This is a genomic window from Microbacterium sp. 4-7 (genome assembly GCF_014332665.1).
Taxonomy (GTDB): Bacteria; Actinomycetota; Actinomycetes; order Actinomycetales; family Microbacteriaceae; genus Microbacterium.
In genome coordinates, this window is record NZ_MCRH01000004.1 from 582,133 (window position 1) to 604,152 (window position 22,020).

Consider the following 22,020-nt stretch of genomic DNA (forward strand, 5'->3'; position numbering starts at 1 on the left):
CGTAGGCAGGCACTGCCGAAACGCGCCCCGTGTTGGATTCCGGCAGAGGACGATGACACGCGCGATTAGGAGACGTCGGAACTGTCCTCGATTCGCCGACTCAACGACAGATTGAGCGGCGGTTCTGTGCTTGCACTCCACCCACATGTGACGCTGGTCGTCATCGTGCGCGCGAGAGGGATGTATCGCGTCGCTATCTAGATGGGAGACGCCGTGGATGCCTTGGAACACGCAGCAGAGGTCACGCTGCCAGATCAACGAGTCGCGGTGTTAGGGGATGTTCACGGCAACGTCGGTTGGATCCGGATGCTGGCGAGGGCACTCCCCCACCTCGCGCCGGACGTGACGACTATCTTGCAGCTCGGCGACTGGTGGATGCCCCCGGACGAGGTCGACGAGGCGCTCACTGAGACGGGCATCACAGGCATCTACGTGACCGGAGGGAATCATGAGCCGTGGGGTGAGATCACCCCACTCATGAACAAGTACCCCGGCGAAGCCGTGCGGGTCTCCAAGCTCGTGTGGCTGCTCCCGCGGCCTGCGCGCCTCACCATCGGTGGGCGCTCCGTGCTGTCACTGGGTGGCGCCACCTCTGTCGACCGCGAGTCGAGGATCGAAGGGCTGACCTGGTGGCCGCAAGAGGCAATCAGTGACCAGAGTGTCGCCGAGGCCATCGCCGGCGGCCCCGCCGACCTGATGCTCGCCCACGAGTCACCAGCCAACACCCCTGTCCGCCCTGTCCGTGAGATCCTCCGCACGAACCCGCATCGGTTCCCGAAGGCGGCGTTGGAGGCGTCCGCGGCGTCGCGTGCGCGGGTCAGCAAGGTCTGGGATGCTGTGCATCCCGAACTCCTCGCTCATGGGCACCTGCATGTCGGGGCGGGCGGACAGACTTCAGATGGTCGTCGCGTGGCGAGTCTCGGGCGCGAAGGTCACGAGTGGAACCTCGGGATCCTCGACATGACGAACCTCAGGATGGCGACGCCGAGCCTGGCCATCCTCCGCGGACTTGCCGACGACGACGGTTCTCGTAAAGCGCGGGAGCAGCGGATGAAGAGCGTGGCCAAGTCCCTGCACTCGGGAGTCTTGGACGGATTGAGGCCCTCGGCTCAAGCGCTTCGTGATGCCCAGGACTACATCGACGGACTCCGCAGCCTCGAGGACATCATCGAGGACGTCCGCCAGCGCCACACTCGAAACCCAGAGGATGAGAAGTGACCGAAGATGAACCGAACCCCTGGGCTCGGATCATCGGCCCCTGCTACACAGTGGCGAGCATGGCCCGCACCCTCGGATGGACAGAGGCCGAGGTTGTAGAAGCCGGACACACGCTCCGACTTCTAATGCTGCTCACAGACGACGACGTCTACCTCTTCCCTGCGTTCCAGCTACGCGACGGCAGGGTCATCGAAGGGCTGACTAACGTTCTTCGCGTTCTCCAGACCGGGACTCAGGGCCGCTGGACATGGGCGCAGTGGTTGAACACGCCCTACCCTCATGGCGAACCCACCGCTATTGAGAAAATGCTCGCCGGTCGGCTCGACGAGATACTGCTCGAGGCGACGCACGACGCGTGGTCTTGGAGTTCATGAAGAGACCTCCAGCGGCGAGTGACCACACGGTGCGACCTAGCTAATCTCGTCGCGCTTCTCGGAGGAGTCGGTGCAGCTGATGAGCACGAACCTGTTCCAGGCGACCGCTTCGTAGTCTCAGCAGTTGGCGGCCAAGCCAGCGTGCGAGCAGGAACTCCGTTCGATCTGCCGCGTGTAGTCGAGGGAGCGTGCGGTGGGCGGCGACGAATCGTTCGCATGCTTCGAACCTTTCGTTCCACACGCGGTCCAGGGGGTCCCACTCGAACGCGGGTGAGACATCGAGCCGAGCGCGCTGGTACGCGTTTAGGCCGCCTTCGAAGCGACGCTGGTATCGAGCCCACTCGCCGAGGTGGCGTTCCTCATCCGTGAGGGTCGTCCTCGCCCGGGTGTTCTCGCGGGGCGCGCGGCCGAGTTCTCGCCAGTGATCTTCGTACGCGTGGAGTGAGCTGATCCAGTTCAGGGCGCGACGCTGAGCTACGACCTGGTCGTCGAGGACCAGGGTAACGACCGCGGCGAACCGGTCGGCCACGGGATCGATGGGCCCCTCGGCCCGTCGTAGTCGTTCGGCTTCAGCGTGAAGTTCTGCAGGGGTCGACGCGCGCACAGGGTCCTTTCATGGGCGAGACGGCTCGCCCAATGCACCTATGCGCGGTGTGCCCCTGCTGTCAGACCACGCCGAGTGCACGCGGCAGTGTCGCTGAGTCGGCGGAGTCGCCGTCGACGGCTTCGTAGGGTTGCTGGCACCTGAAGGGAGGCGCCATCGTGCAGATCGACGACGAGCCGCAGGACCGGGTGCTCGACGAGATGGACGGCGTCTTCGTCGTGACCACGGAGGACGGTGTCGCCTATCGTCTCGACATGAACAAGCGTCAGGTCACCCGCACGGTAGAGGTGGGCACAGGGGTCCGTGCGGTGCTCGATCCCGAATCCGCCGCGCTGGTCGCCGTCGCGACCTGCCGAGTCGGCGCCCCAATGGTTCTCCTCATCGACCGCGACATCCCCGGAGTGTTGTTGACTCGCCGTGCGTCCGCCACGGTGTTGGGCATCAACCAGGTGGCACGAAAACCGCTGCCGCGGTAGGAGCGGCCTGACGATGACTCATCCCGGCGACGGAGACGATGCGGGCAACGGAACCTTCGCGCCGAAGAAGGCGGCGCGGTACTGGACCACGCTCGCGCCGGTAGTGACGGCCGCGGTCACAAAGACCGCACACAGGACCGGTCGAGAGACACGTTCGCTGTATCCGGTCGCGACGGCGTTCGTGCTCTGGGCGTGGCAGACCAAGGGCCTGGAACTCGACGTCGCGCGGATGTTCCGGCGTCGAGTGGTCGAAGAGTACGTCCACCGGGGAATGGCGTCCTTCACGCGCGGAAGCCGCGCCACCTATCGGTCCGTCCTCCTCACCATCGTCGACGCCGTGACCCCGCCCTCAGAGGCCCCCTTCCCTATCCCTCGGTCCGATCCCACCCCGCCATACACGGCAGCCGAGATCGCCGCCCTCCGGAGCTGGGCCGGCGCTCAGGGGTCGACTGTCCGCCGTCGTGACGCCGCCGTCCTCCTTGCCCTGGGATTCGGAGCAGGACTCGCGACCCGGGAACTGCTGTCCGTGCGTACCGGGGACATCGACATCCGCGGAGACGAGATTCACATCCTCGTCTGGTCGGGGCGACCACGGCTCGTCCCGGTGCTCCCCGCGTGGCAACCCGGACTCCGCACAGCGATAGGAGAACTGGGCGACGACCAGTGGGTGTTCCGTGTCGGACGCACTGGTGTGCGGTCAGCGCAGGTGACCGACTTCCTCCATCGCGGACACACGACAGAGCTGGATGTTCGGCCAGCGCGGATGCGGACCACCTGGCTGCTTGCCCACCTGCAGTCCGGAACACCGCCGCGGGATCTGCTCCGCATCGCCGGACTCGAGCACCTCGCGGCGCTGGATCGGATTCGACTGTTCCTCCCTTCGAGGGCACCGCTTCCGCCATCGAAGTCCGACGTCGAACGCTCTCTGGACTAGGTCGGTGCGCTGTGCGTCGGGTAGTGCGACACGCCGTACGCACACTCTGTCGACTGGCCGCGTACAGGGTGGTCATGAACTCAAACCACCGACTCAGCGACATCGTCGCCGAGACTGCAGAGCTGCTCGCCGCTAACCCGCAGCTGCCCGAGCTGGCAGCGCCCATCATCGTCAAATTCCGCCCGAACAGTGCGACGATGGCTGGCGCCTGGGCGGCCACACGGTCCTTCACCGTCGAGACCGCCGCATTGATGTTGCCGCACTCGTTCGATGTGACCCGTCGCCTGATGACGATGTCCGCCTCCTTCCACATGTGGGTCTGGGCGCGCACAGGCAGCCAGCTGACTATCCCTCGCGTCTACACCCAGAGCAACATCGACCGGTTCCTCGCGACGGTGCACAAGAACCGCTCCGAGGGTCACCGGTGGGGCGTGTCTCGCCAGCTCGTGAAGATCGGCCGCGAGCTCGCCGATGCCGATCTCGTCGCCATCGCAGCACCACACGGGATGGTCCGCTCCCCGTTCACGACGAAGCAGATCGCCTCGATGCACAGCTGGGCGAACTCGCTCACCACCGTGAAGAAGCGTCAGAACGCTCAGGCGCTTCTTGGGTTGGCCGGCGGTGCCGGGCTGACTGCGGCCGAGATCGTCGAGGTCCGCGTCTGCGATATCCACCGGGACGGTGATGTCGTCTTCGTAGATGTTGTCGGCAAGAGGGCTCGACGGGTCCCCGTGCGGCATGCCTGGGCTCGCGTACTGCTGCGTAGCATCGACGGCCGCGTCGATGCCAGTGCGCGGGTGTTCCGTGGCCCGTGGATCGCAGAGTACCCGCCCCGCATCATCCAGTCTTTCCTCACCGACCATCCCGCGCCCGTCCGTCCTACCCCGGCAGCGCTTCGCGCGGCATGGCTGCTGCACCACATCAACAACAACGTGCCGCTGCCCGTTCTTCGTGAGGTGGCGGGCTTCGAGCACTACTCGACCCTCGTCCGCTACTACGAGCACGCGAACGTTCTCAATGTCGCTGACTTCACCGCCCAGCTCGTCGGAGCGGAGGTCACCCGATGACCTCCATCGACATCGACTACTACCGGGCCTTCGACGACAACGACGAATGCGGTATCACCGAGCGTGAGGTCCTCGGCCGCGGACGCGACCTTCAGCAGTTCGACGACGCCACTGTGACCTTGGCAGAAACCCGCGTGCGGCAGTCCGGCATCCTCGAGCAGTTCGACCGCTGGGCCGCCGAGGATGCCAACCGCGACGGAATGGGCGGCCGACCCGCGAGGATCTCATACCGCGCGCTGCTCACCGCGCTTCTCCTTCTTGCCCAGGAGGGGGCGCCTCTGCACATCAGGCGGGCCGCGTACGTGCTGCAGCACAGGCTTTCAACGAAGTCCAGTGAGCTCCTCGACCTGCCCGAGACGCCGACGAGCTTCGCTACCCATGTCGCCTCGACGAAGCGCTGGTACACGAACACGATTCGCGCGTTCCACCGGATGAAGGCGTTGATGGACCCGTTCCCGCAGGAGCTCTACACCGCCAAGACCCACACTCAGATCCAGGAGATCCTTCGCAATCACGACGCGGAGCGCGCGGAGAAGTACAAGGCGCGTCTGGACGAGTACACCCGACTGTTCATTCGCATGACGTTCATGCTCCAGTCGCGAGATGTGCGTCGGGCCTCAAAGCAGTTGGATCTCTCCTTCGACCAGACCTACATCGGCACCCCCACGACCAAGGGGTACAGCCGCAAGCACCTCGCGAGCAAGGTCAAGGCCGAGCGGAGCGCCAACCTCGGCGAGCTCTCCCCTGGCCCCGTGGACGCCTTCGCCGGGTGGCACGTCAAGAGCGGCAAAGCCGAGCGCGTCGACAACCAGAAGGGCGAGGTCGACCAGACCGCACCTGAACGCGGAAAGTCGGCGGACTACGACTGGGGATGGGTGGCGAACCTGGCCGTTCGCGTCGACGCTGAGCAGCCCAGCTCAAAGAGGTTCCCGAGCCTCGTGGTCGCCGCGTCGCTCAGCATCCCGAACATGGAGGTCGCCGAAGAAGCCGCGCACCTCCTTCAAGCCGCAGCGATGCTCGACCTCGCCCCTGGTGTCGCCGACGCGGACAAGCAGTACTGGGCCAACGCCAAGCCCTTCCGACTCCTGAAGCCGGCGTTGAAGACCGGGTTCACTCCGTCCACGGACTACCGATCCGACCGCGTCGGAGTCAAGGGTGGCCAGCACGGCGCCTTGTTCGTCGAAGGCGACGCGTACTGCCCGAGCACGCCAAAGCCCCTGCTGAACGCCACGCCGGATCGTCTCGGCGACGTGATCGACGTCGCAACGCATCGAGCCCGCATCGAAGAGCGGAAGGCCTTCCAGCTGCACGTCAAGGACAAGGCGAAGACGCCTGACGGAAAGGTGATGCTGCGCTGCCCAGCCCTCGGCCCCAGTCCGACCGTCGTCTGTCCTCTCCGCGAGATGATGCTCAGCGCGGCCAAGAAGGCCCGCCCCGAGGTCGAGCCCGAGACGCTGGAAGAAGAGTTCCTCGACACCATCTGCAAGAAGCACTCGGCCGCGTTCGACCTCACTGAGATGCAGGCCCCACAGCAGGCTTTCGACTACGGCACCGAAGAGTGGGAGACCTTTCACGACCACGCCCGCAACACTGTCGAGTCCGGAAACCATCAGCTCAAGGCATCAGGCGACGCAGACATCGAAACCGCCGGTCGCCGCCGCGTCCGCGGAATCGCCGCCGCACAGATCTTAGTCACACTCCTCATCGTGGCCCACAACATCCGGAAGATCGCGGCGTTCCTCAGCGACCAAGAGATCGAACGAGCGCGCACGACTCCACGTGTCCACACCATCCGCCGCCGCGACCGCGTCTGGGCCAACCGCTACACGAAGACCACAGGCAACGGCGACCTCAGCATCCCTCGAGGCGGTCGAGCCTCGTCGCCGACGAACACACCGCCTGACCAACGGGACCAGCTCGCGCTGACACCAATGCGCACCTGAACGGCTCCGTTCACTGACGACGCCCGCCGGCGGCACGCCCGGCACGCTCCCCGCTACACCAGGACAATCGAACGCGCCCGAAAACCGGGCGCGTTCTTGTTTTCGTCCCCAGAATCGTTCGGACTCGACCATCTGAACCCGAATCCGATCTCGCAGACGCAGAAAAGGGAAGGGCACCTGCTCGAAGCAGGTGCCCTTCCCTTTTCTCTAGCTGTTCTGCAATCAGTATTGCCAACAGCCCTCTGGTCGGGCTGACAGGATTTGAACCTGCGACCCCTTGACCCCCAGTCAAGTGCGCTACCAAGCTGCGCCACAGCCCGTTGTTCTGCACTCTCGCGCAGGCAACTCCCCTATCTTAGCCCCACTCGACGGATCTCCGCGAACCGGGTGAGCGCCGGGCGTTGCGGGGTGTCGGAGCCCCGGCGTACGGTCGCATCCATGGTGACGATCACGACCGAGGTGGCGACCAGCGCCCGATGGGATGACGTTCAGCATGCGCTGACGGGCGGCGGCGACGGTGCCAGCTGCCAGTGCATCTGGCCGATGCTGAGCAACAAGGAATGGAATGAGACGACCACGCCGCAACGCACAGAGATGTTGCGCGATGAGATCCAGGCGGGCCCTCCGCCTGGTCTGATCGCATACATCGACGGCGAGGCCGCGGGGTGGATCAGGATCGGGCCGCGAACTCTGCAGCAGCGGGTGCCACGCACGCGCATGATCGCGGCGGCATCAACCCAACCCTTGGATGACGAGTCGGTATGGGCTGTGACGTGTTTCGTGGTCCGTCGCGAACACCGCGGCTCGGGCATCACCCTCGAGCTGCTGCGCGCCGCCGTCGATCTCGCTCGACGCTCCGGCGCCGGACTGGTCGAGGGGTACCCCGTCGACACCCGTGGCGAGAAGAAGCGCACCAACGATCTGTTCCACGGCACGCTCGCCACGTTCCTGGCGGCGGGATTCGAAGAACGCGCGGAGATGAAGCCCGGCCGAACCCTGGTCGCACTGGATCTGTCGTCATGAACGAAGAGACGGACCTACCGGCGTCCATGGGCAAGGTCGCACGACGAGGGCTCGCGCTCCACGGGTTCACCCGTCTCGACCAGTTCGACGGCGCGTCCGAGACGGCGCTGCTCGCCATCCACGGAGTCGGGCCCAAGGCCATTCGCATCCTGCGCGAGCACCTCGAGTCCCGCGGCTCGACTCTCGGGCCGTGAGCGAGCGCTAGCGTGGTGACATGAGCGACGAGAACCCGACCATCGAAGATCCCGAACTGGGCACCCTCACGCGCGCCACGACCGAGCTGTCCGACGGAACGGTACTGACCCATGACTGGTATGCAGGCGGCACGGTCGTCGCCGGCGCCCCTCTCGATCTCATGATCGAGGGCACCGATGCCGATGAGGCTGCCGCACTGCTCCCCCATGTGCATCAGACCATAGCCGCCCTCGGCGTCCTGCGACGACTGGCGACGGATGCGGTCGTCGCCGCCTTCAGCAATGCGGCCCCGGAGCAGCACGAGCTCGACGACGCGGCGACCGACCTCACCCTCGAGACGCTCGAAGCTTCGTCCGATGGCACGGTCGTGCTCCATTTCATCGACACCTGCGGCCAGCACTTCCCCGAGGGCTACTGGCCCGCCGTGCACCTCGGTGCCGACGGTCAGATCACCCAGGTCACGGTCGAATCCTGAGCGAGGCTGACCGCGTTCGATCCCGCCCTACGATGGTGAGATGCAGCGACGCCGTCCGTCCGACCCGCTTCTCTGGGCCTTTCTGCCCTATGCGGCGGCATCGGCGGCTCACGTGGCGCTGCTGAGCGTGGGCAGCCCCGCAGCCGGGCCGACGAAGCTCCTGCTCATGCCTTTGCTCGCCGTGCCCGTGTTCGTGTCGGTGGGTCGCGCCGCGGAGCGCTCCGCGCTGGCGTTGACCATCGCGGCGCTCCTGTTCTCGTGGCTCGGCGACAGCGCAGGGGTGTTCTTCCCCGCGGCGCCAGAAGTGCCTCTGATGCTCCTGTTCTTCGGCATCGCGCATCTGGCATACATCGCGCTCTTCATCCGCCGTCTCGCCGCGCGGCGGATGCCGTGGTGGGCGCTCGTCTACGCCGCGTGGTGGGTGGCGATGCTGGTGTTCATCGGTCCGCACGCCGGTGGGCTGCTGATCGCGGTGGCTGTCTACGGTCTCGTCCTCGCGAGCACAGCGGCCACCGCCACTCGATGCTCTGGGCTCGTGTCGATCGGCGGCGCCTTCTTCCTCGCCAGCGACACTCTCTTGGCTCTTCGGCTCTTCCTGCCCGGTTCCCTGCCGGACTGGAGCAGCCCCGCCATCATGGCCACCTACACGCTCGGGCAGGGTCTGATCATCGCCGGCACCCTGATCGCACTGAGAAAGCGAGACATCTGATGGCGGATGCAGCACGGGTCGACAGCTGGCTCTGGGCGATCCGCGTCTACAAGACGCGCTCGGCCGCCACCACTGCATGCCGTGCGGGGCATGTGCGCGTGAACGGCGTCAAAGTGAAGGCTGCTCAGCACATCCACGTCGGCGACGAACTGCGCATCCGGATCGCCGGATTCGATCGGATTCTCATCGTGCGTCAGCTGCTCGTCAAGCGCGTCGGCGCCCCTCTCGCTGCGCTGGCGTATGAGGATCGCACACCGGAGCGCGAACCGCAGGCGGCTCTCGGACTGCGTGATCGGGGGGCGGGGCGACCGACGAAGCGTGAGCGTCGCGACATCGACAAGCTGCGCGGGCGAGGATACGAGGATGACGGCATATTCCAGGGTTGAGCCTGGATGCTGTCGAACATAGGTTCTAATGTGGACCTATGACCCGGCGTACCGACTTCGACCTCGATCTCGAGGAGCGCTGCCGCCTGCTCGACGAATGGGTCGCCACGCGCCGCCAGATCGCTGCGCTCGAGGCCGAGTCTTACGCGCTGCTGGTCGAGCGGATCGGCATGCACGACAGCGACGTCTCGGAGAGCCCGCACCATCGCGAGGCGATCTACCGCTCGATGGTCGCAGAGTACTCCGCGGCCGGTCACATCCCGAAAGGTTCGGTCGAGTACGCCTTCACCGATGCACGCACTCTGACGCGCACGCTCCCGGCCGTGCAGGCCGCCTTCTCTGTCGGGTCGATCAGCGTGCGTCATGTCCGTGAGATCGTGCGTGCGAGCGAGATCGTCGACGACGCCATCCGCGATGGGCGGGTGGACGCCGAGACGATGAGCCTCTACGAGGCTGCTGTTCTGGTGGTCGCTGAGAACGACACGGCACCGAGAACGAAGACCCATGCACGTCAGGTGGCGGCAGCTCTCGTCGGCGAGACCGTCGTCGAGCAGCATCGCCGAGCGGCCGCGGAACGGTGTGTCACCGTCAAGTCCGTCGGCGACGGGCTTGCTGCCCTCACGGCGATCCTGCCCGAGTGGGTCGCGGTGGCGATCTCCGATCGACTCACGCAGATGGCCCGGCACATCACTCGCACCCGCAACGAGCAGGAGCCTATCCTCGAGCCGCTGGACGAACCGGAGGGCTCGCTCTACCTCGACGACCTCTCGCCCGATGATCCCCGATACGAGTCCTACTTCGACACAGCGGTGATCGCCGCCGACGGCACGTTCGTCACCGACCCGCTTGCCGGATTGATCGACCCGATGGCCGACCCCTCGAGCCCTGACATCGAGCACCTCTCCGGCGACGCTCGCACATTCGACCAGATGCGCGCCGATGTGCTGGCTGACCTGCTCCTCACTGCCGATCCGAGCGAAGCTACAGGCACAGGGCTGGAGAACATCTCCGCCCGTATCCAGGTCACCGTCGCTGCAAGCACTCTCGCCGGGGAGGACGATCGTCCCGCTGAACTCGACGGACACGGGCCGCTCGATCCCGACGTCGCGCGGGGACTCGCAGGACATCGCACCGGGTGGGCGCGTCTGTTCCTCGACGCGCAGGGACTGGTCACGGAGACCGACTCCTACTCCCCGACAGAGCAGATGCGGCGGTTCCTCAGAGCGCGCGATCAGCACTGCAGGTTTCCCGGATGCAGGATGCCGGTGCATCGTTGCGAGATCGACCACAACCACGACCACGCCCGTGGTGGACGCACGCGCGTCGACAATCTCAGCCACTTCTGCACGACGCACCACTCGCTCAAGCATCCGGACATCCATGAGCGGCATCGGTGGACGGCGCGCCAGACTTCTGACGGGTCGCTCACGTGGACGAGTCCGCTCGGCCGCGAGTATGTCGACCCACCGCGACGAAGAGTGATGTTCGTCTGAGCGCATCACACGTCACGCTGAGCGCAGCATCCTCACGCTGAGCGCAGCACGCGTCACGCTGAGCGCAACACCCCTCAGGCTGAGCGCAACACCCCTCACGCTGAGCGCAGCCACCTTCGGGCGAGGCAGCACAGCCAACACGAAGCGGAGCGCGCGCTATCACGAAAGCGGAGCACGCGCTGACACGAATGCGGCCCCGACTATTGCGGGAGCACGCTCAACAGCCAGCCCGCCGAGCGCACTTGCGCCGCGCCCGCTGCGTCGACGCGGTTCTGCAGCTCGCGGTCGCTCGAGATGACCACGACATGCTGCCCAGCATGCGTCCGACGCTCCACCTCAGCCACAATCGCATCGTCTCCGCTCCCGTCGGCGCGGACGATCGAGACGCCACCTGCGGGAAGCAGCTCGGGCACCTCCGCATCGGCGTCCGACGACGGAGTCACGATCCCGCGCGCCTGTCCCTCGACGACGAGAGCGATCTCCGGGAACCAGGTCGCTCCCCCGACCCCGAGGTCAGCCGCGGGCACAGCGAGTCCGTCGAGGCGCGAGGCAAGACGAGCCGTCGCACCGGCACGATCTCTCCACCATCCGTTCGGCACAGAGCCGACCACGTTGGCGGCGTCGACGACGAGCGACAGGCGCACATCGAGCAGGGTGCGCAGAGCAGGCCAGGCGCTACCAAAACCGGGGTGCAACGGCCGTGCGTCCACCTCATCGACGGGCACCCACTCGAGAGCCACGCTCTCGGGGTCACTGATCACGGGGTCGAACGGACGCACCACATCGGCGATGACGGTCGTGTACGACCACACGTCCAGATCGAGCACGCTGGTGAACCGGGGTCGCACGGCCGCATCCGGAACCCCGGCCTCTTCCTGCGCCTCGCGCACTGCGCCCACGATCGCGCTCTCGCCCTCGTGCATGGCGCCGCCAGGCAACCCCCATGTCCCACCGAAGTGCGACCAGGACACCCGGTGCTGAAGAAGGATCCCGCATTCCGGATCGACGGCGAGCAGTCCAGCCGCGCCGAAGCGCCCCCAGTACTTCTCCCCCGAGGGGGCGATCACCCAGGCGTCGCCCGGGTTTCGCGGCCCATCTGGGCGGCGGGGTTCACCTGCGGCGGGAGGTACGACAGTCACCCCTTCAGCCTGTCACAGCATCCGGCTGTCGGCATCCGCCGGGGTCATACGCGGGAACAGCTGTGCCCGCGCGGAATCGCGCGGGCACAGCTGTCGAATCGGGTGCGATCAGCGCTGGCGCTTCTCGCGGACCCTCATGTTGATGACGATCGGAGTTCCGTCGAATTCGTAGAGCTCGCGCAGACGACGCTGAATGAAGCGGCGGTAGCCCGGGTCGAGGAATCCCGTCGTGAACAGCACGAACGTCGGCGGACGCGTCGATGCCTGCGTGCCGAACAGGATGCGCGGCTGCTTTCCGCCACGCAGCGGGTGCGGGTGCTCGGCGACGAGCTCTGCGAGGAAGGCGTTGAACTTGCCCGTCGGGATGCGACGGTCCCAGTTCTCCAACGCCGTCTCGAGCGCCGGCACGAGCTTGTCGAGGTGACGACCGGTCTTGGCCGAGATGTTCACTCGGGGCGCCCAGGCGACGTGCGCCAGGTCCTGCTCGATCTCACGCTCGAGGTACCGACGTCGATCGGCGTTCTCGAGGTCGTCATCGTTCAGACGATCCCACTTGTTGAATGCCAGCACGAGAGAGCGGCCCGACTCGAGCACGAGATCGATGATGCGGACGTCCTGCTCGCTGATCGTCTCGGACACATCGAGGACGACGACCGCGACCTCCGCCTTCTCGAGAGCAGCGGACGTGCGCAGCGACGCGTAGAAGTCAGCACCCTGCGCCATGTGCACCCGGCGGCGGATGCCGGCGGTGTCGACGAGGCGCCAGAGCTTGCCACCGAGCTCGACGATCTCATCGACCGGGTCACGGGTGGTTCCCGCGAGGTCGTTCACGACCACGCGCTCTTCGCCGGCCGCCTTGTTGAGAAGCGAGGACTTGCCGACGTTCGGACGACCGAGGATCGCGACGCGCCGCGGCCCGCCGATCTCGGCCTTCGCGACCGCGGAGACATCCGGCAGCTTCTTCAGCAGCTGGTCGAGCAGATCGGCGACGCCACGACCGTGGATCGCCGACACCGGGTAGGGCTCGCCGAGGCCGAGGTTCCAGAGAGCCGCAGCCTCAGGCTCCTGACGAGCGTCGTCGATCTTGTTGGCGACGAGGAAGACCGGCTTGCCGCTCTTGCGCAGCAGCTTCACGACGTGCTCATCGGTCGACGTGGCGCCGACCATGGCGTCGACGACGAACAGCACGATGTCGGCGAGGTCGATCGCGACCTCTGCCTGCGCGGCGACCGAGCGGTCGATGCCGCGGGCGTCGGGTTCCCAGCCGCCCGTGTCGACGAGCGAGAAGCGGCGGTCCGCCCACTCGGCCTTGTACGTCACGCGGTCGCGGGTCACGCCGGGGGTGTCCTCGACGACTGCCTCACGACGGCCGAGGATGCGGTTCACGAGAGCCGACTTGCCGACGTTCGGTCGACCGACGATCGCGACGACCGGCAGGGCCGGGAAGAACTGGATCCCGTCCTCGCCCATCGTGATGCCGGCGAGAAGGGCGGCATCTTCATCGTCCAGGTCGTAGTCGGCGAGGCCTGCGCGCAGGGTCTCGGCGCGCGCCTCGGCGAGCTGCTCGTCGAGCGACTCCATCTTCTCGGCGAGCTGGTCGGGGCCGCCTTCGTATTCGTCGTCAGCCATGGTGTACTCCTCGGATTCGTTCGATCACCGCGAGGACGGCGTCGATGGTCTGTGTGAAATCGAGCTCCGTCGAATCGACGACCTCGACGCCGTCTGCGGCGTTCAGGAAGTCGACGACGGCGCTGTCTGATGCGTCGCGCTTGTGCAGTGCGGCCGCGACGGCCTCGGCGTTCTCGCCGGCGAGCTCGCCGGCACGTCGTGCGGCGCGCACCTCGGGCGCAGCCGTGAGGAGGATGCGCACCGGGGCGTCGGGAGCCACCACGGTGGTGATGTCCCGCCCCTCGACGACGACCGCCGGGTACGGCGCCTCGGCGACGAGGGTGCGGAAGAGACGATTGACCCGGTCCCGCACCTCGGGCACACGGGCGACGCCGCTCACCGCGCTCGAGACCGATGGTTCGCGGATCGCGTCCGTGACGTCGACCTCTCCGACGAGCACGGTGCGATCGTCGGGGTCGAGGCCGAGGCGCACAGGGAAGTCGGAGACGGCGTCGAGCACCGCCGCGGCATCCGCCGTGTCGGCGCCTCGATCCAGCACATGCCAGGCGAGAGCGCGGTACGCGGAGCCGGTGTCGAGGTAGCCGAAGCCCAGAGCCCGAGCGACCGCCTTGGACACGCTGGACTTGCCGGAGCCGGCGGGCCCGTCGATCGCGATGAAATCAGTCATTGGTCGTACCTGCAATCCGCCAGCCGCGTTCCTGAAGTCCGGTGATCGCCCCGTGCAGCGCAGCAGGGTCGACGCTGATCTCGGCCAGGCCGAACTGCGCGCCCGGCGAGTGCTCGAGACGGAGGTCCTCGACGTTGACGCCGAGCTCTCCGAGTTCGCCGAACAGTCGACCGAGCTGGCCGGCGGTGTCGTCGACCATCACGACCAGGGACTCGAATCGCTGGTTCTGCCCGTGCTTTCCGGGAAGACGTTCGACGCCGTCGTTGCCCTGCCGGATCGTCTCGGCGACCACACGCCGAGCCCCGGGGGCCTCGGGCGCGCGCAGAGCGTCCGACACTTCGCGGAGATCGGATGCCAGAGCGTCGAGGATCTCGACCACGGGCCCGGCGTTCGCGCCGAGGATCTGCACCCAGAGTTCGGGTGCGGATGCCGCGATACGCGTCGTGTCGCGGACGCCCTGGCCGGAGAGGCGCAGCGCACCCTCGTCGGCGGTGGCGAGACGGCCGGCGAGCAGGCTCGCGACGACCTGAGGAACGTGGGAGGTGAGAGCGACCGAGCGGTCGTGCTCCTCGGGAGTCATCTCGAGCGGCATCGCTCCGACATCGAGGGCGAGCGCTTCGACGAGCGCGAGATCGGTGGCGGTCGTGTCGGCATCCCGGCACACCACCCAGGGGCGGCCCACGAAGAGGTCGGCGCGCGCAGAGATCGCTCCGCCGCGCTCGCGTCCGGCGAGGGGGTGCGAGCCGATGTAGCGGGTGAGGTCGACGCCACGGTGCTGCAGGCTGTGCAGGGGCTCGAGCTTGACGCTCGCCACGTCGGTGACGACAGCGTGAGGGAAACGACTCAGCTCCGACTCGATGACATCCGCGGTGACATCCGGCGGCACGGCGACCACGATCAGCACCGGCGAATCGTCCTCGGCGGCCGAGCGGCCCGCCCCGTAGTCGATCGCGAGACGCAGCTGGGCGGGCGAGGTGTCGGCGAGCACCACGTCGACACCCTTCGCACGAAGGGCATGTCCGATGCTCGCGCCGAGCAGCCCGGCGCCGACGACGCGAACGGTTCCCGAGAGTCTGGCCGCGATTCGTGGCGCGACAGAACTCCGAGCCCCCGTGGGCGCACTCGTCGTATCGGTCACTCGTTCTCCTGTTGCTCGCCTGGCGCCTCGGCGACACCGGAATCACGGCGCGACAGAGTCAAGAGTGCGCCGAGTTCGATTTTAGTCAGTTCGCGCGTCTTCCCAACCGGGAGGGTTCCCAGGTGCAGCGGGCCGAACTGGCGGCGCACGAGTTCGGTCACCGGGTGGCCGACCGCTGCCAGCATCCGTCGGACGATGCGATTGCGCCCGGAGTGCAGTGTCAGCTCGACGAGACTCGACCCGCGAGAGGTGTCGAGCAGCCTCGCCTTGTCTGCCGCGATCGGACCGTCGTCGAGCTCGATGCCCCGGGTGAGCTTCGAGATCGTCTGCGCGGTCACTTCGCCTTCGACCTTGGCGATGTAGACCTTGGTCACCCCGAATGACGGGTGAGCGAGCACGTGAGCGAGGTCTCCGTCGTTGGTCAGCACGAGCAGCCCGCTGGTCTCCGCGTCGAGCCGACCGACGTTGTACAGCCGCTCCTCGTAGTCCTCGGTGAACCGGCGCAGATCGGGGCGATCGTTCTCGTCCCGCATGCTGCTGACGACCCCGGTGGGCTTGTTCAGCATCACATAGCGCTTCGACACGTCGAGCTGAACAGCGGTGCCGTCCACATCGATGAGATCGGTCTCCGGGTCGACGCGACGGCCGAGCTCGGTGACGGTCACGCCGTTGACACGGATGCGCCCTTCGACGATGTACTGCTCGATCACGCGTCGCGAGGCCACGCCCGCCGCCGACAGCACCTTCTGCAGGCGGATGCCCTCTGGTGTCTCGAAGCCGCTCATCGGATGGTCCCTTCGTTGAAACTGATTCTGCGCGTCGCGCCGTTGCGGCCGGTCGCCGCCGTCAGGACGACCGAGATCATCGGATGGTCCCTTCGTCGAAGCCGTCCGCGCCGTCGTCGAGCAGAGGAGAGATGGGGGGCAGCTCGTCGAGCGAGTTGATGCCCAGGTGCTGCAGCAGAGCGTCGGTCGTGCCGTAGTTGATGGCGCCGGTCTCGGAGTCCGCGAACAGCTCGGTGATGAGACCTCGTGCGAGGAGCGTCCGCACGACGGAGTCGACGTTCACCGCGCGGATCGACGCCACCTGGCTGCGCGTGACGGGCTGCTTGTAGGCGATCACCGCGAGCGTCTCCAGCGCCGCCTGCGAGAGTCGTACCGGCGCTTGTCCCCCGACGAACTCCGCGACGACGTCGTCGTGATCCTCCCGGACGTACAGGCGCCAGCCCCCGCCGACCTCACGCAGCTCGAAACCCCGTCGCGGTCCGTGACCCTTGCCGTCGTAATCGTCGACCAGCGTCTCGATCGTCTGTCGGACGGCAGCGACCGGTGATCCGACGGCAGCGGCGAGAGCGACGAGTCCGATCGGCTCGTCGATGATCAGCAGGATCGCCTCGATGCGCTCGGAGAGGGGCGTGTCACGCACGGCCGGCTCGGTCACGGCTCCGGTCACTGCGTCAACGGTGTCATCGGTCATAGTCGGCTCCCAGGGATGCCAGTGTCTCGTCCGACCAGGAGTCGGCAGCCCAGCGCAGCGTGAGCTCGCCGAGCGGTTCCAGTTGTTCGAAGGACAGTGCGGCGTGCCGGTAGAGCTCCAGCACGGAGATGAACCGAGCGACCACGATCCCGGGCTCGCTCACACCCGCGACCAGCTCGCGGAAGCTCACGGACTCCGCCGCGCGCAGCAGAGTGACCACGATCGCGGCCTGTTCGCGGATGCTGACGAGCGGAGCGTGCAGGTGTTCGAGGCCGACATGCGGGATCTCCTTCGGCGCGAACGCGAGAAGCGCGAGCGCGGCGAAGTCATCCGCGCTGAGCGACCACACGAGCTCGGGGGTCTTTCGCCTGTGCTTCTCATCCAGCCGGACAGCACGCACGTGCCGACGGTCCTCGCGCTGCAGGCATCGGGCGAACCACGCCGAGACCTCTTTGAAGGCGCGGTACTGCAGGAGTCGCGCGAAGAGGAGGTCACGTGCTTCGAGAAGAGCGACGGCTTCGGCATCCACCAGCTCGCCCTGAGGCAGCAGTCCCGCCACCTTCATGTCGAGCAGCGTCGCTGCGACCACCAGGAACTCGGACGCCTGATCGAGCTCCTCGTCGTCGTCGAGTTCCTTGAGGTAAGCGATGAACTCGTTGGTGACGGCGCTCAGCGACACCTCGGTGATGTCCATCTCGTGCTTCGAGATGAGGTTCAGCAGAAGGTCGAACGGGCCGTCGAAGTTCGACAGGGAGACGCGGAACCCGGGATCCGCCGGCGGTGCGGTGTCAGCGATGTCTGAGCCGATGTCCGCGACGGACTGAACGGGCGAGACGGACTGAGCCGGGGTGTCTGGCGGCTCGAGCTCAGGCGACAGCGCCACGGGCGACCAGCTCCCGCGCCAGTCGCAGGTACGCCTGCGCGGCAGCGTGCTCCGGAGCGAACTCGGTGATCGGCACACCGGACACCGATGCATCGGGGAACTTGACGGTTCGACCGATCACGGTCTCCAGGACGTCGTCCCCGAACGCCTCGACCACACGCTCGAGAACCTCACGCGAGTGCAGGGTGCGCGGGTCGTACATGGTGGCGAGGAGGCCGTCCATGGTGATCGACGGGTTCAGCCGGTCGCGCACCTTGTCGATCGTCTCGATCAGCAGCGCCACACCGCGAAGCGCGAAGAACTCGCACTCGAGCGGGATGATGACGCCGTGAGCGGCGGTCAGCGCGTTGACCGTCAGCAGACCGAGCGAGGGCTGGCAGTCGATGAGGATGACGTCGTACTCCCCCGCGACCTGGCGGAGGACACGGGCGAGGATCGTCTCGCGGGCGACCTCGTTCACGAGGTGCACCTCAGCGGCCGACAGGTCGATGTTCGCCGGCATGACGTCGAGGCCTTCGACACCCGAGTGCACGATCGCATCATGTGCGTCGCGCTTGGTGTCGAGCAGCAGATCGTAGATCGTCGGCACATCGTGCGTCTGAATGCCGAGACCTGCCGACAGTGCGCCCTGCGGGTCGAAGTCGACCGCGAGGACCTTCCGGCCATATTCGGCGAGGGCCGCGGCGAGGTTGATCGAGGTCGTGGTCTTGCCGACGCCGCCCTTCTGATTGCAGAGGGCGATGATGCGGGCCGGACCATGCGAGGCGAGAGGAGCAGGGGTCGCGAAGCCGTGATAGGGACGCCCGGTGGGTCCCATGGGGGTGTCGTCGGTCTTCGACGTCTTCGCCCTGGACTTCGCCGCGTTCTCAGCCACCGATTCTCCTGCTCGTTTCGTGCTTGATCGAGTCTACCGATCGCCCGGAGGGTTCCACGCCTCGCCCGCGGCGATCCCGCGTTTTGGCCGCAGCTCGGCTCACCGGGCGCGAGGGTGCGACGTCGCGTAGATGTCGCGCAGCGTGTCGACAGACACGTGCGTGTAGATCTGGGTCGTCGCGACCGAGGCGTGTCCGAGCAGCTCCTGCACGACGCGCACGTCTGCGCCGCCCTGCAGCAGGTGCGTGGCGAACGAATGCCGCAGCGTGTGCGGTGAGACCTCGGCGGTGATGTGCGCGTTCTCCGCGGCCGCGCGGATGACCAGCCAGGCGCTCTGGCGCGACAGGGGCGCACCGCGCGCGCCGAGGAACAGCCGCGCCGACGCCCGACCCTTCACTGCGAGCCCGGGACGGACCCGGGTGAGGTACGCGTCAACCGCTGCGCGGGCGAACGAGCCGATCGGCACGATACGTTCCTTCGACCCCTTGCCGCGGAGGCGCAGGACATCGCCATGAGCGAGGTCGTCGACGTCGAGCCCGACGGCCTCCGACACACGAGCGCCGGTCGCGTAGAGCAGCTCGAGCAGGGCCCGGTCACGGATGCCCAGCGGGTCCTCCGCGCTGGGGGCGCTGAGGAGGCTCTCGACCTGGTCGATCGTCAGGGCCTTCGGCAGACGCCGCGGGGCCTTGGGCGGACGGAGACGGCCGCTCGGGTCATCCGGTTCGATCCCTTCACGCGCCAGGAACCGGTGCCATCCGCGCACCGACGACTGCAGACGGGCGAGGCTCGTCGCCGCAGGAGCCGGATCGGCCCCGGAGCGATCGGCGATGAAGCGTCCGACGACCGCAGCGCTGATCTCAGCGGTGTCCGTCACCCCCTCGGACACGAGCCACTCCAGATACGTGTCGAGGTCGCGTCGATACGCCGAGATGGTGTGCTCGCTGAGACCGCGCTCGATCGTGACGTGGCGCAGATACGTGTCCAACGCTCGGTCGAGCTGCATGCTCAGCTCCGGTCGCGCAGCCTCTGCGCGGCCGCGAGGACGCCGATGCTGAGGATGCCGTTGCGCATCCGCCCATCGAGCACCGCGGCGACCGCGGCATCGAGCGGCACCCACTCCACGCGGATGTCAGCCTCTTCGTCCACGCGCGCGTGCGCTTCGTTCGCCGTCGACATACCACTCGCGAGGAAGACGTGGATGACCTCGTCGTTGCCACCCGGGGTCGTCCACGACGATACGAGCGGCTCCCAGTGCGCGGCGACGAGATCGGCCTCCTCCGCCAGCTCGCGCTGAGCTGCCGCGAGGGGCTCCTCCCCCGGCATGTCGAGCAGACCTGCCGGCAGCTCCCAGTCGCGGTGACGGATCGGATGCCGGTACTGCTGGATCAGCAGCACACGACCCTGGTCATCGAGCGCGAGGATCGCCACGGCGCCGGTGTGCGCGACATACTGACGGCGGATCTCCCCGTCGCCGTAACGCACACGGTCGTCGCGCACATTCCAGACGGCCCCCTCGTAGACGAGGTCGCTCTGCAGAACCTCCGGTTCGAAGGACTCGTCTCTCAGCTCATCGAACTCAGACACGGGCTTCGCCACGCTCAGGCAACGGCTTCGCCGAACTCGGCATCGGCCTCGACGTCGAAGAGCTCGCTCGAGCGGTGACGCTCGATCGCAGCCCCTACCAGGCCACGGAACAGCGGGTGCGGGTCGGTCGGGCGCGAGCGGAGCTCCGGGTGCGCCTGGGTGGCGATGTAGTACGGGTGGACGTCCCGCGGGAGCTCGACGTACTCGACCAGGTCGAGCTCGGGGTTGAGACCCGAGAAGACCAGACCGGCCTCGGAGAGACGCGCACGGTAGGCGTTGTTGACCTCGTAGCGGTGGCGGTGACGCTCCGACGCCTCGGGGCCGCCGTACAGCTCGCTCGCCAGGGAGCCCTCCGCCAGCGTCGCCTTGTAGAGGCCGAGCCGCATCGTGCCACCCAGGTCTCCACCGTCGAGGATCTCGATCTGCTCCGCCATCGTGGCGATGACCGGCTCGGTCGTCTCGGGGTCGAACTCGCTCGACGACGCGCCCTCGATGCCGGCGACATCACGGGCGTATTCGATGACCATGCACTGGAGGCCGAGGCAGAGGCCGAGGGTCGGAATTCCCTGCTCGCGCGCGAACTTCAGCGCACCGAGCTTGCCCTCGATCCCACGGATGCCGAAGCCACCGGGAACGCAGATGCCGTCGAGTGCGGCGAGCTGCTCGCGCGCGCCCTCGGGGGTCTCGCAGCGGTCCGACGGGATCCAGCGGATGTTGACCTTGGTCTCCTGTGCGAAACCGCCGGCCTTCAGCGCTTCCGTGACCGAGAGGTAGGCGTCCGGCAGGTCGATGTACTTGCCGACCAGGCCGATGGTGACCTCATGCTTCGGGTTGTGCACGGCGTGGAGGACCTTGCTCCAGCGCGACCAGTCCACCTCGTCGGCAGCCTTCTGGTCGAGTCCGAGGCGGCGCACGATGTACGAATCGAGCCCCTGGTCGTTGAGCGTCGAGGGGATGTCGTAGATGCTCGGCAGGTCGACCGTGTTGATGACGCCCTCGGCGTCGACGTCGCACATGAGTGCGATCTTGTTGCGGTTGCTCTCGCTCACAGGCCGGTCGCTGCGGAGCACGAGGGCATCGGGCTGGATGCCGACCTGACGGAGGGCCGCCACCGAGTGCTGGGTCGGCTTCGTCTTCTGCTCACCGGATGCGCCCATGAACGGAACCAGCGAGACGTGCACGAAGAACACGCTGTCGCGTCCGAGCTCGTGACGCAGCTGACGAGCGGCCTCGAGGAACGGCTGCGACTCGATGTCGCCGACCGTTCCGCCGACCTCGGTGATGATCACGTCGGGGCGAGGATCCTCGGTCGCCTGCAGACGCATGCGGCGCTTGATCTCATCGGTGATGTGCGGGATGACCTGCACGGTGTCGCCGAGGTACTCGCCGCGACGCTCGCGGGCGATGACCTGCGAGTAGATCTGACCGGTCGTGACGTTCGCCGCCTGCGACAGGTTGATGTCAAGGAAGCGCTCGTAGTGGCCGATGTCGAGGTCGGTCTCGGCACCGTCATCCGTGACGAAGACCTCACCGTGCTGGAACGGGTTCATCGTGCCCGGATCGACGTTGAGATACGGGTCGAGCTTCTGCATCACGACGCGGAGTCCGCGTGCGGTGAGGAGGTTGCCGAGGCTTGCGGCAGTGAGCCCCTTACCCAAAGACGAAACGACACCACCCGTCACAAAGATGTGCTTGGTCGTGTCGTTCTTGGGCCCCGCAGAAGAAGAGTTCATC

Annotated in this window: 23 protein-coding genes and 1 tRNA gene; 12 read left to right on the forward strand and 12 right to left on the reverse strand. The window is 67.0% G+C overall.

Annotated elements, in window-relative coordinates:
• Window positions 1–201: 201 nt before the first annotated feature.
• From BEP68_RS09910 to BEP68_RS09935, 6 genes are all read left to right on the forward strand, one after another.
• The gene (locus tag BEP68_RS09910; protein WP_222839261.1) at window positions 202–1,218 is read left to right on the forward strand and encodes a metallophosphoesterase; all 1,017 of its coding nucleotides are present in this window, start codon (window positions 202–204) and stop codon (window positions 1,216–1,218) included.
• A complete protein-coding gene (locus BEP68_RS09915; RefSeq protein ID WP_136042251.1) occupies window positions 1,215–1,592 on the forward strand; it encodes a hypothetical protein in 378 nt (125 codons plus the stop codon). Before BEP68_RS09910 ends, BEP68_RS09915 begins: the two co-directional genes overlap by 4 nt.
• 762 nt (window positions 1,593–2,354) lie before the next feature.
• Window positions 2,355–2,672 carry a hypothetical protein gene (locus BEP68_RS09920; protein ID WP_187249850.1) on the forward strand — a complete coding sequence of 106 codons (318 nt, stop codon included), beginning with the start codon at window positions 2,355–2,357 and terminating at the stop codon, window positions 2,670–2,672.
• 13 nt (window positions 2,673–2,685) lie between these two features.
• Window positions 2,686–3,606 (forward strand): hypothetical protein, encoded by a 921-nt coding sequence (locus BEP68_RS09925; RefSeq protein WP_187249851.1) that lies wholly within the window; start codon window positions 2,686–2,688, stop codon window positions 3,604–3,606.
• Window positions 3,607–3,680: 74 nt separating this feature from the next.
• Entirely contained in the window at window positions 3,681–4,673 is a 993-nt protein-coding gene (locus BEP68_RS09930) for a tyrosine-type recombinase/integrase (RefSeq protein ID WP_187249852.1), read from the forward strand.
• A complete protein-coding gene (locus tag BEP68_RS09935) occupies window positions 4,670–6,616 on the forward strand; it encodes a hypothetical protein (protein ID WP_187249853.1) in 1,947 nt (648 codons plus the stop codon). The genes BEP68_RS09930 and BEP68_RS09935 overlap by 4 nt, the downstream gene beginning before the upstream one ends.
• A gap of 243 nt (window positions 6,617–6,859) precedes the next feature.
• On the opposite strand, the gene BEP68_RS09940 is transcribed toward BEP68_RS09935, so the two are convergent.
• A tRNA-Pro gene (locus BEP68_RS09940) sits at window positions 6,860–6,936 on the reverse strand.
• Window positions 6,937–7,054: 118 nt separating this feature from the next.
• Between BEP68_RS09940 and BEP68_RS09945 the strand changes: the two genes are divergently transcribed.
• Genes BEP68_RS09945 through BEP68_RS09970 form a run of 6 tightly spaced genes read left to right on the forward strand, consistent with a single transcriptional unit; the run spans window position 7,055 to window position 10,897 of the window.
• Window positions 7,055–7,639, forward strand: coding sequence for a GNAT family N-acetyltransferase (locus BEP68_RS09945; protein ID WP_187249854.1), 585 nt, complete (start codon window positions 7,055–7,057; stop codon window positions 7,637–7,639).
• Entirely contained in the window at window positions 7,636–7,833 is a 198-nt protein-coding gene (locus BEP68_RS09950; protein ID WP_053096832.1) for a hypothetical protein, read from the forward strand. The genes BEP68_RS09945 and BEP68_RS09950 overlap by 4 nt, the downstream gene beginning before the upstream one ends.
• 20 nt (window positions 7,834–7,853) lie before the next feature.
• Window positions 7,854–8,309 (forward strand): hypothetical protein, encoded by a 456-nt coding sequence (locus BEP68_RS09955; RefSeq protein WP_053096834.1) that lies wholly within the window; start codon window positions 7,854–7,856, stop codon window positions 8,307–8,309.
• Window positions 8,310–8,349: 40 nt separating this feature from the next.
• The gene (locus BEP68_RS09960; RefSeq protein ID WP_187249855.1) at window positions 8,350–9,018 is read left to right on the forward strand and encodes a lysoplasmalogenase; all 669 of its coding nucleotides are present in this window, start codon (window positions 8,350–8,352) and stop codon (window positions 9,016–9,018) included.
• The gene (locus BEP68_RS09965) at window positions 9,018–9,404 is read left to right on the forward strand and encodes an RNA-binding S4 domain-containing protein (protein WP_187249856.1); all 387 of its coding nucleotides are present in this window, start codon (window positions 9,018–9,020) and stop codon (window positions 9,402–9,404) included. The genes BEP68_RS09960 and BEP68_RS09965 overlap by 1 nt, the downstream gene beginning before the upstream one ends.
• 38 nt (window positions 9,405–9,442) lie before the next feature.
• Window positions 9,443–10,897 (forward strand): HNH endonuclease signature motif containing protein, encoded by a 1,455-nt coding sequence (locus tag BEP68_RS09970; RefSeq protein WP_187249857.1) that lies wholly within the window; start codon window positions 9,443–9,445, stop codon window positions 10,895–10,897.
• A gap of 200 nt (window positions 10,898–11,097) precedes the next feature.
• Here BEP68_RS09970 and BEP68_RS09975 read toward each other — a convergent pair whose 3' ends face one another.
• From BEP68_RS09975 to BEP68_RS10025, 11 genes are all read right to left on the reverse strand, one after another.
• Window positions 11,098–12,036 carry an NUDIX domain-containing protein gene (locus BEP68_RS09975; RefSeq protein WP_187249858.1) on the reverse strand — a complete coding sequence of 313 codons (939 nt, stop codon included), beginning with the start codon at window positions 12,034–12,036 and terminating at the stop codon, window positions 11,098–11,100.
• Between the two features lie 108 nt (window positions 12,037–12,144).
• Window positions 12,145–13,665 carry a ribosome biogenesis GTPase Der gene (gene der, locus BEP68_RS09980; protein ID WP_053096842.1) on the reverse strand — a complete coding sequence of 507 codons (1,521 nt, stop codon included), beginning with the start codon at window positions 13,663–13,665 and terminating at the stop codon, window positions 12,145–12,147.
• On the reverse strand, window positions 13,658–14,332 hold the full coding sequence (cmk, locus tag BEP68_RS09985; protein ID WP_187249859.1) for a (d)CMP kinase: 675 nt from the start codon (window positions 14,330–14,332) through the stop codon (window positions 13,658–13,660). Before cmk ends, der begins: the two co-directional genes overlap by 8 nt.
• The gene (locus BEP68_RS09990; protein WP_082297845.1) at window positions 14,325–15,470 is read right to left on the reverse strand and encodes a prephenate dehydrogenase; all 1,146 of its coding nucleotides are present in this window, start codon (window positions 15,468–15,470) and stop codon (window positions 14,325–14,327) included. The genes cmk and BEP68_RS09990 overlap by 8 nt, the downstream gene beginning before the upstream one ends.
• The gene (locus BEP68_RS09995; protein WP_056278993.1) at window positions 15,467–16,255 is read right to left on the reverse strand and encodes a pseudouridine synthase; all 789 of its coding nucleotides are present in this window, start codon (window positions 16,253–16,255) and stop codon (window positions 15,467–15,469) included. Before BEP68_RS09995 ends, BEP68_RS09990 begins: the two co-directional genes overlap by 4 nt.
• Window positions 16,256–16,331: 76 nt before the next feature.
• Window positions 16,332–16,946 carry an SMC-Scp complex subunit ScpB gene (gene scpB, locus BEP68_RS10000; protein ID WP_222839262.1) on the reverse strand — a complete coding sequence of 205 codons (615 nt, stop codon included), beginning with the start codon at window positions 16,944–16,946 and terminating at the stop codon, window positions 16,332–16,334.
• Complete coding sequence (locus BEP68_RS10005) at window positions 16,936–17,754, reverse strand: segregation and condensation protein A (RefSeq protein ID WP_187249894.1); 819 nt, start codon at window positions 17,752–17,754, stop codon at window positions 16,936–16,938. The genes scpB and BEP68_RS10005 overlap by 11 nt, the downstream gene beginning before the upstream one ends.
• A gap of 58 nt (window positions 17,755–17,812) precedes the next feature.
• Window positions 17,813–18,646: a ParA family protein gene (locus BEP68_RS10010; protein WP_053099169.1), complete on the reverse strand. Its 834-nt coding sequence runs from the start codon at window positions 18,644–18,646 to the stop codon at window positions 17,813–17,815.
• 156 nt (window positions 18,647–18,802) lie between these two features.
• The gene (xerD, locus tag BEP68_RS10015) at window positions 18,803–19,705 is read right to left on the reverse strand and encodes a site-specific tyrosine recombinase XerD (protein WP_187249860.1); all 903 of its coding nucleotides are present in this window, start codon (window positions 19,703–19,705) and stop codon (window positions 18,803–18,805) included.
• Window positions 19,706–19,707: 2 nt separating this feature from the next.
• Window positions 19,708–20,286 (reverse strand): NUDIX domain-containing protein, encoded by a 579-nt coding sequence (locus tag BEP68_RS10020; protein ID WP_187249861.1) that lies wholly within the window; start codon window positions 20,284–20,286, stop codon window positions 19,708–19,710.
• A gap of 14 nt (window positions 20,287–20,300) precedes the next feature.
• A complete protein-coding gene (locus BEP68_RS10025) occupies window positions 20,301–22,019 on the reverse strand; it encodes a CTP synthase (protein ID WP_187249862.1) in 1,719 nt (572 codons plus the stop codon).
• Window position 22,020: the final 1 nt, after the last annotated feature.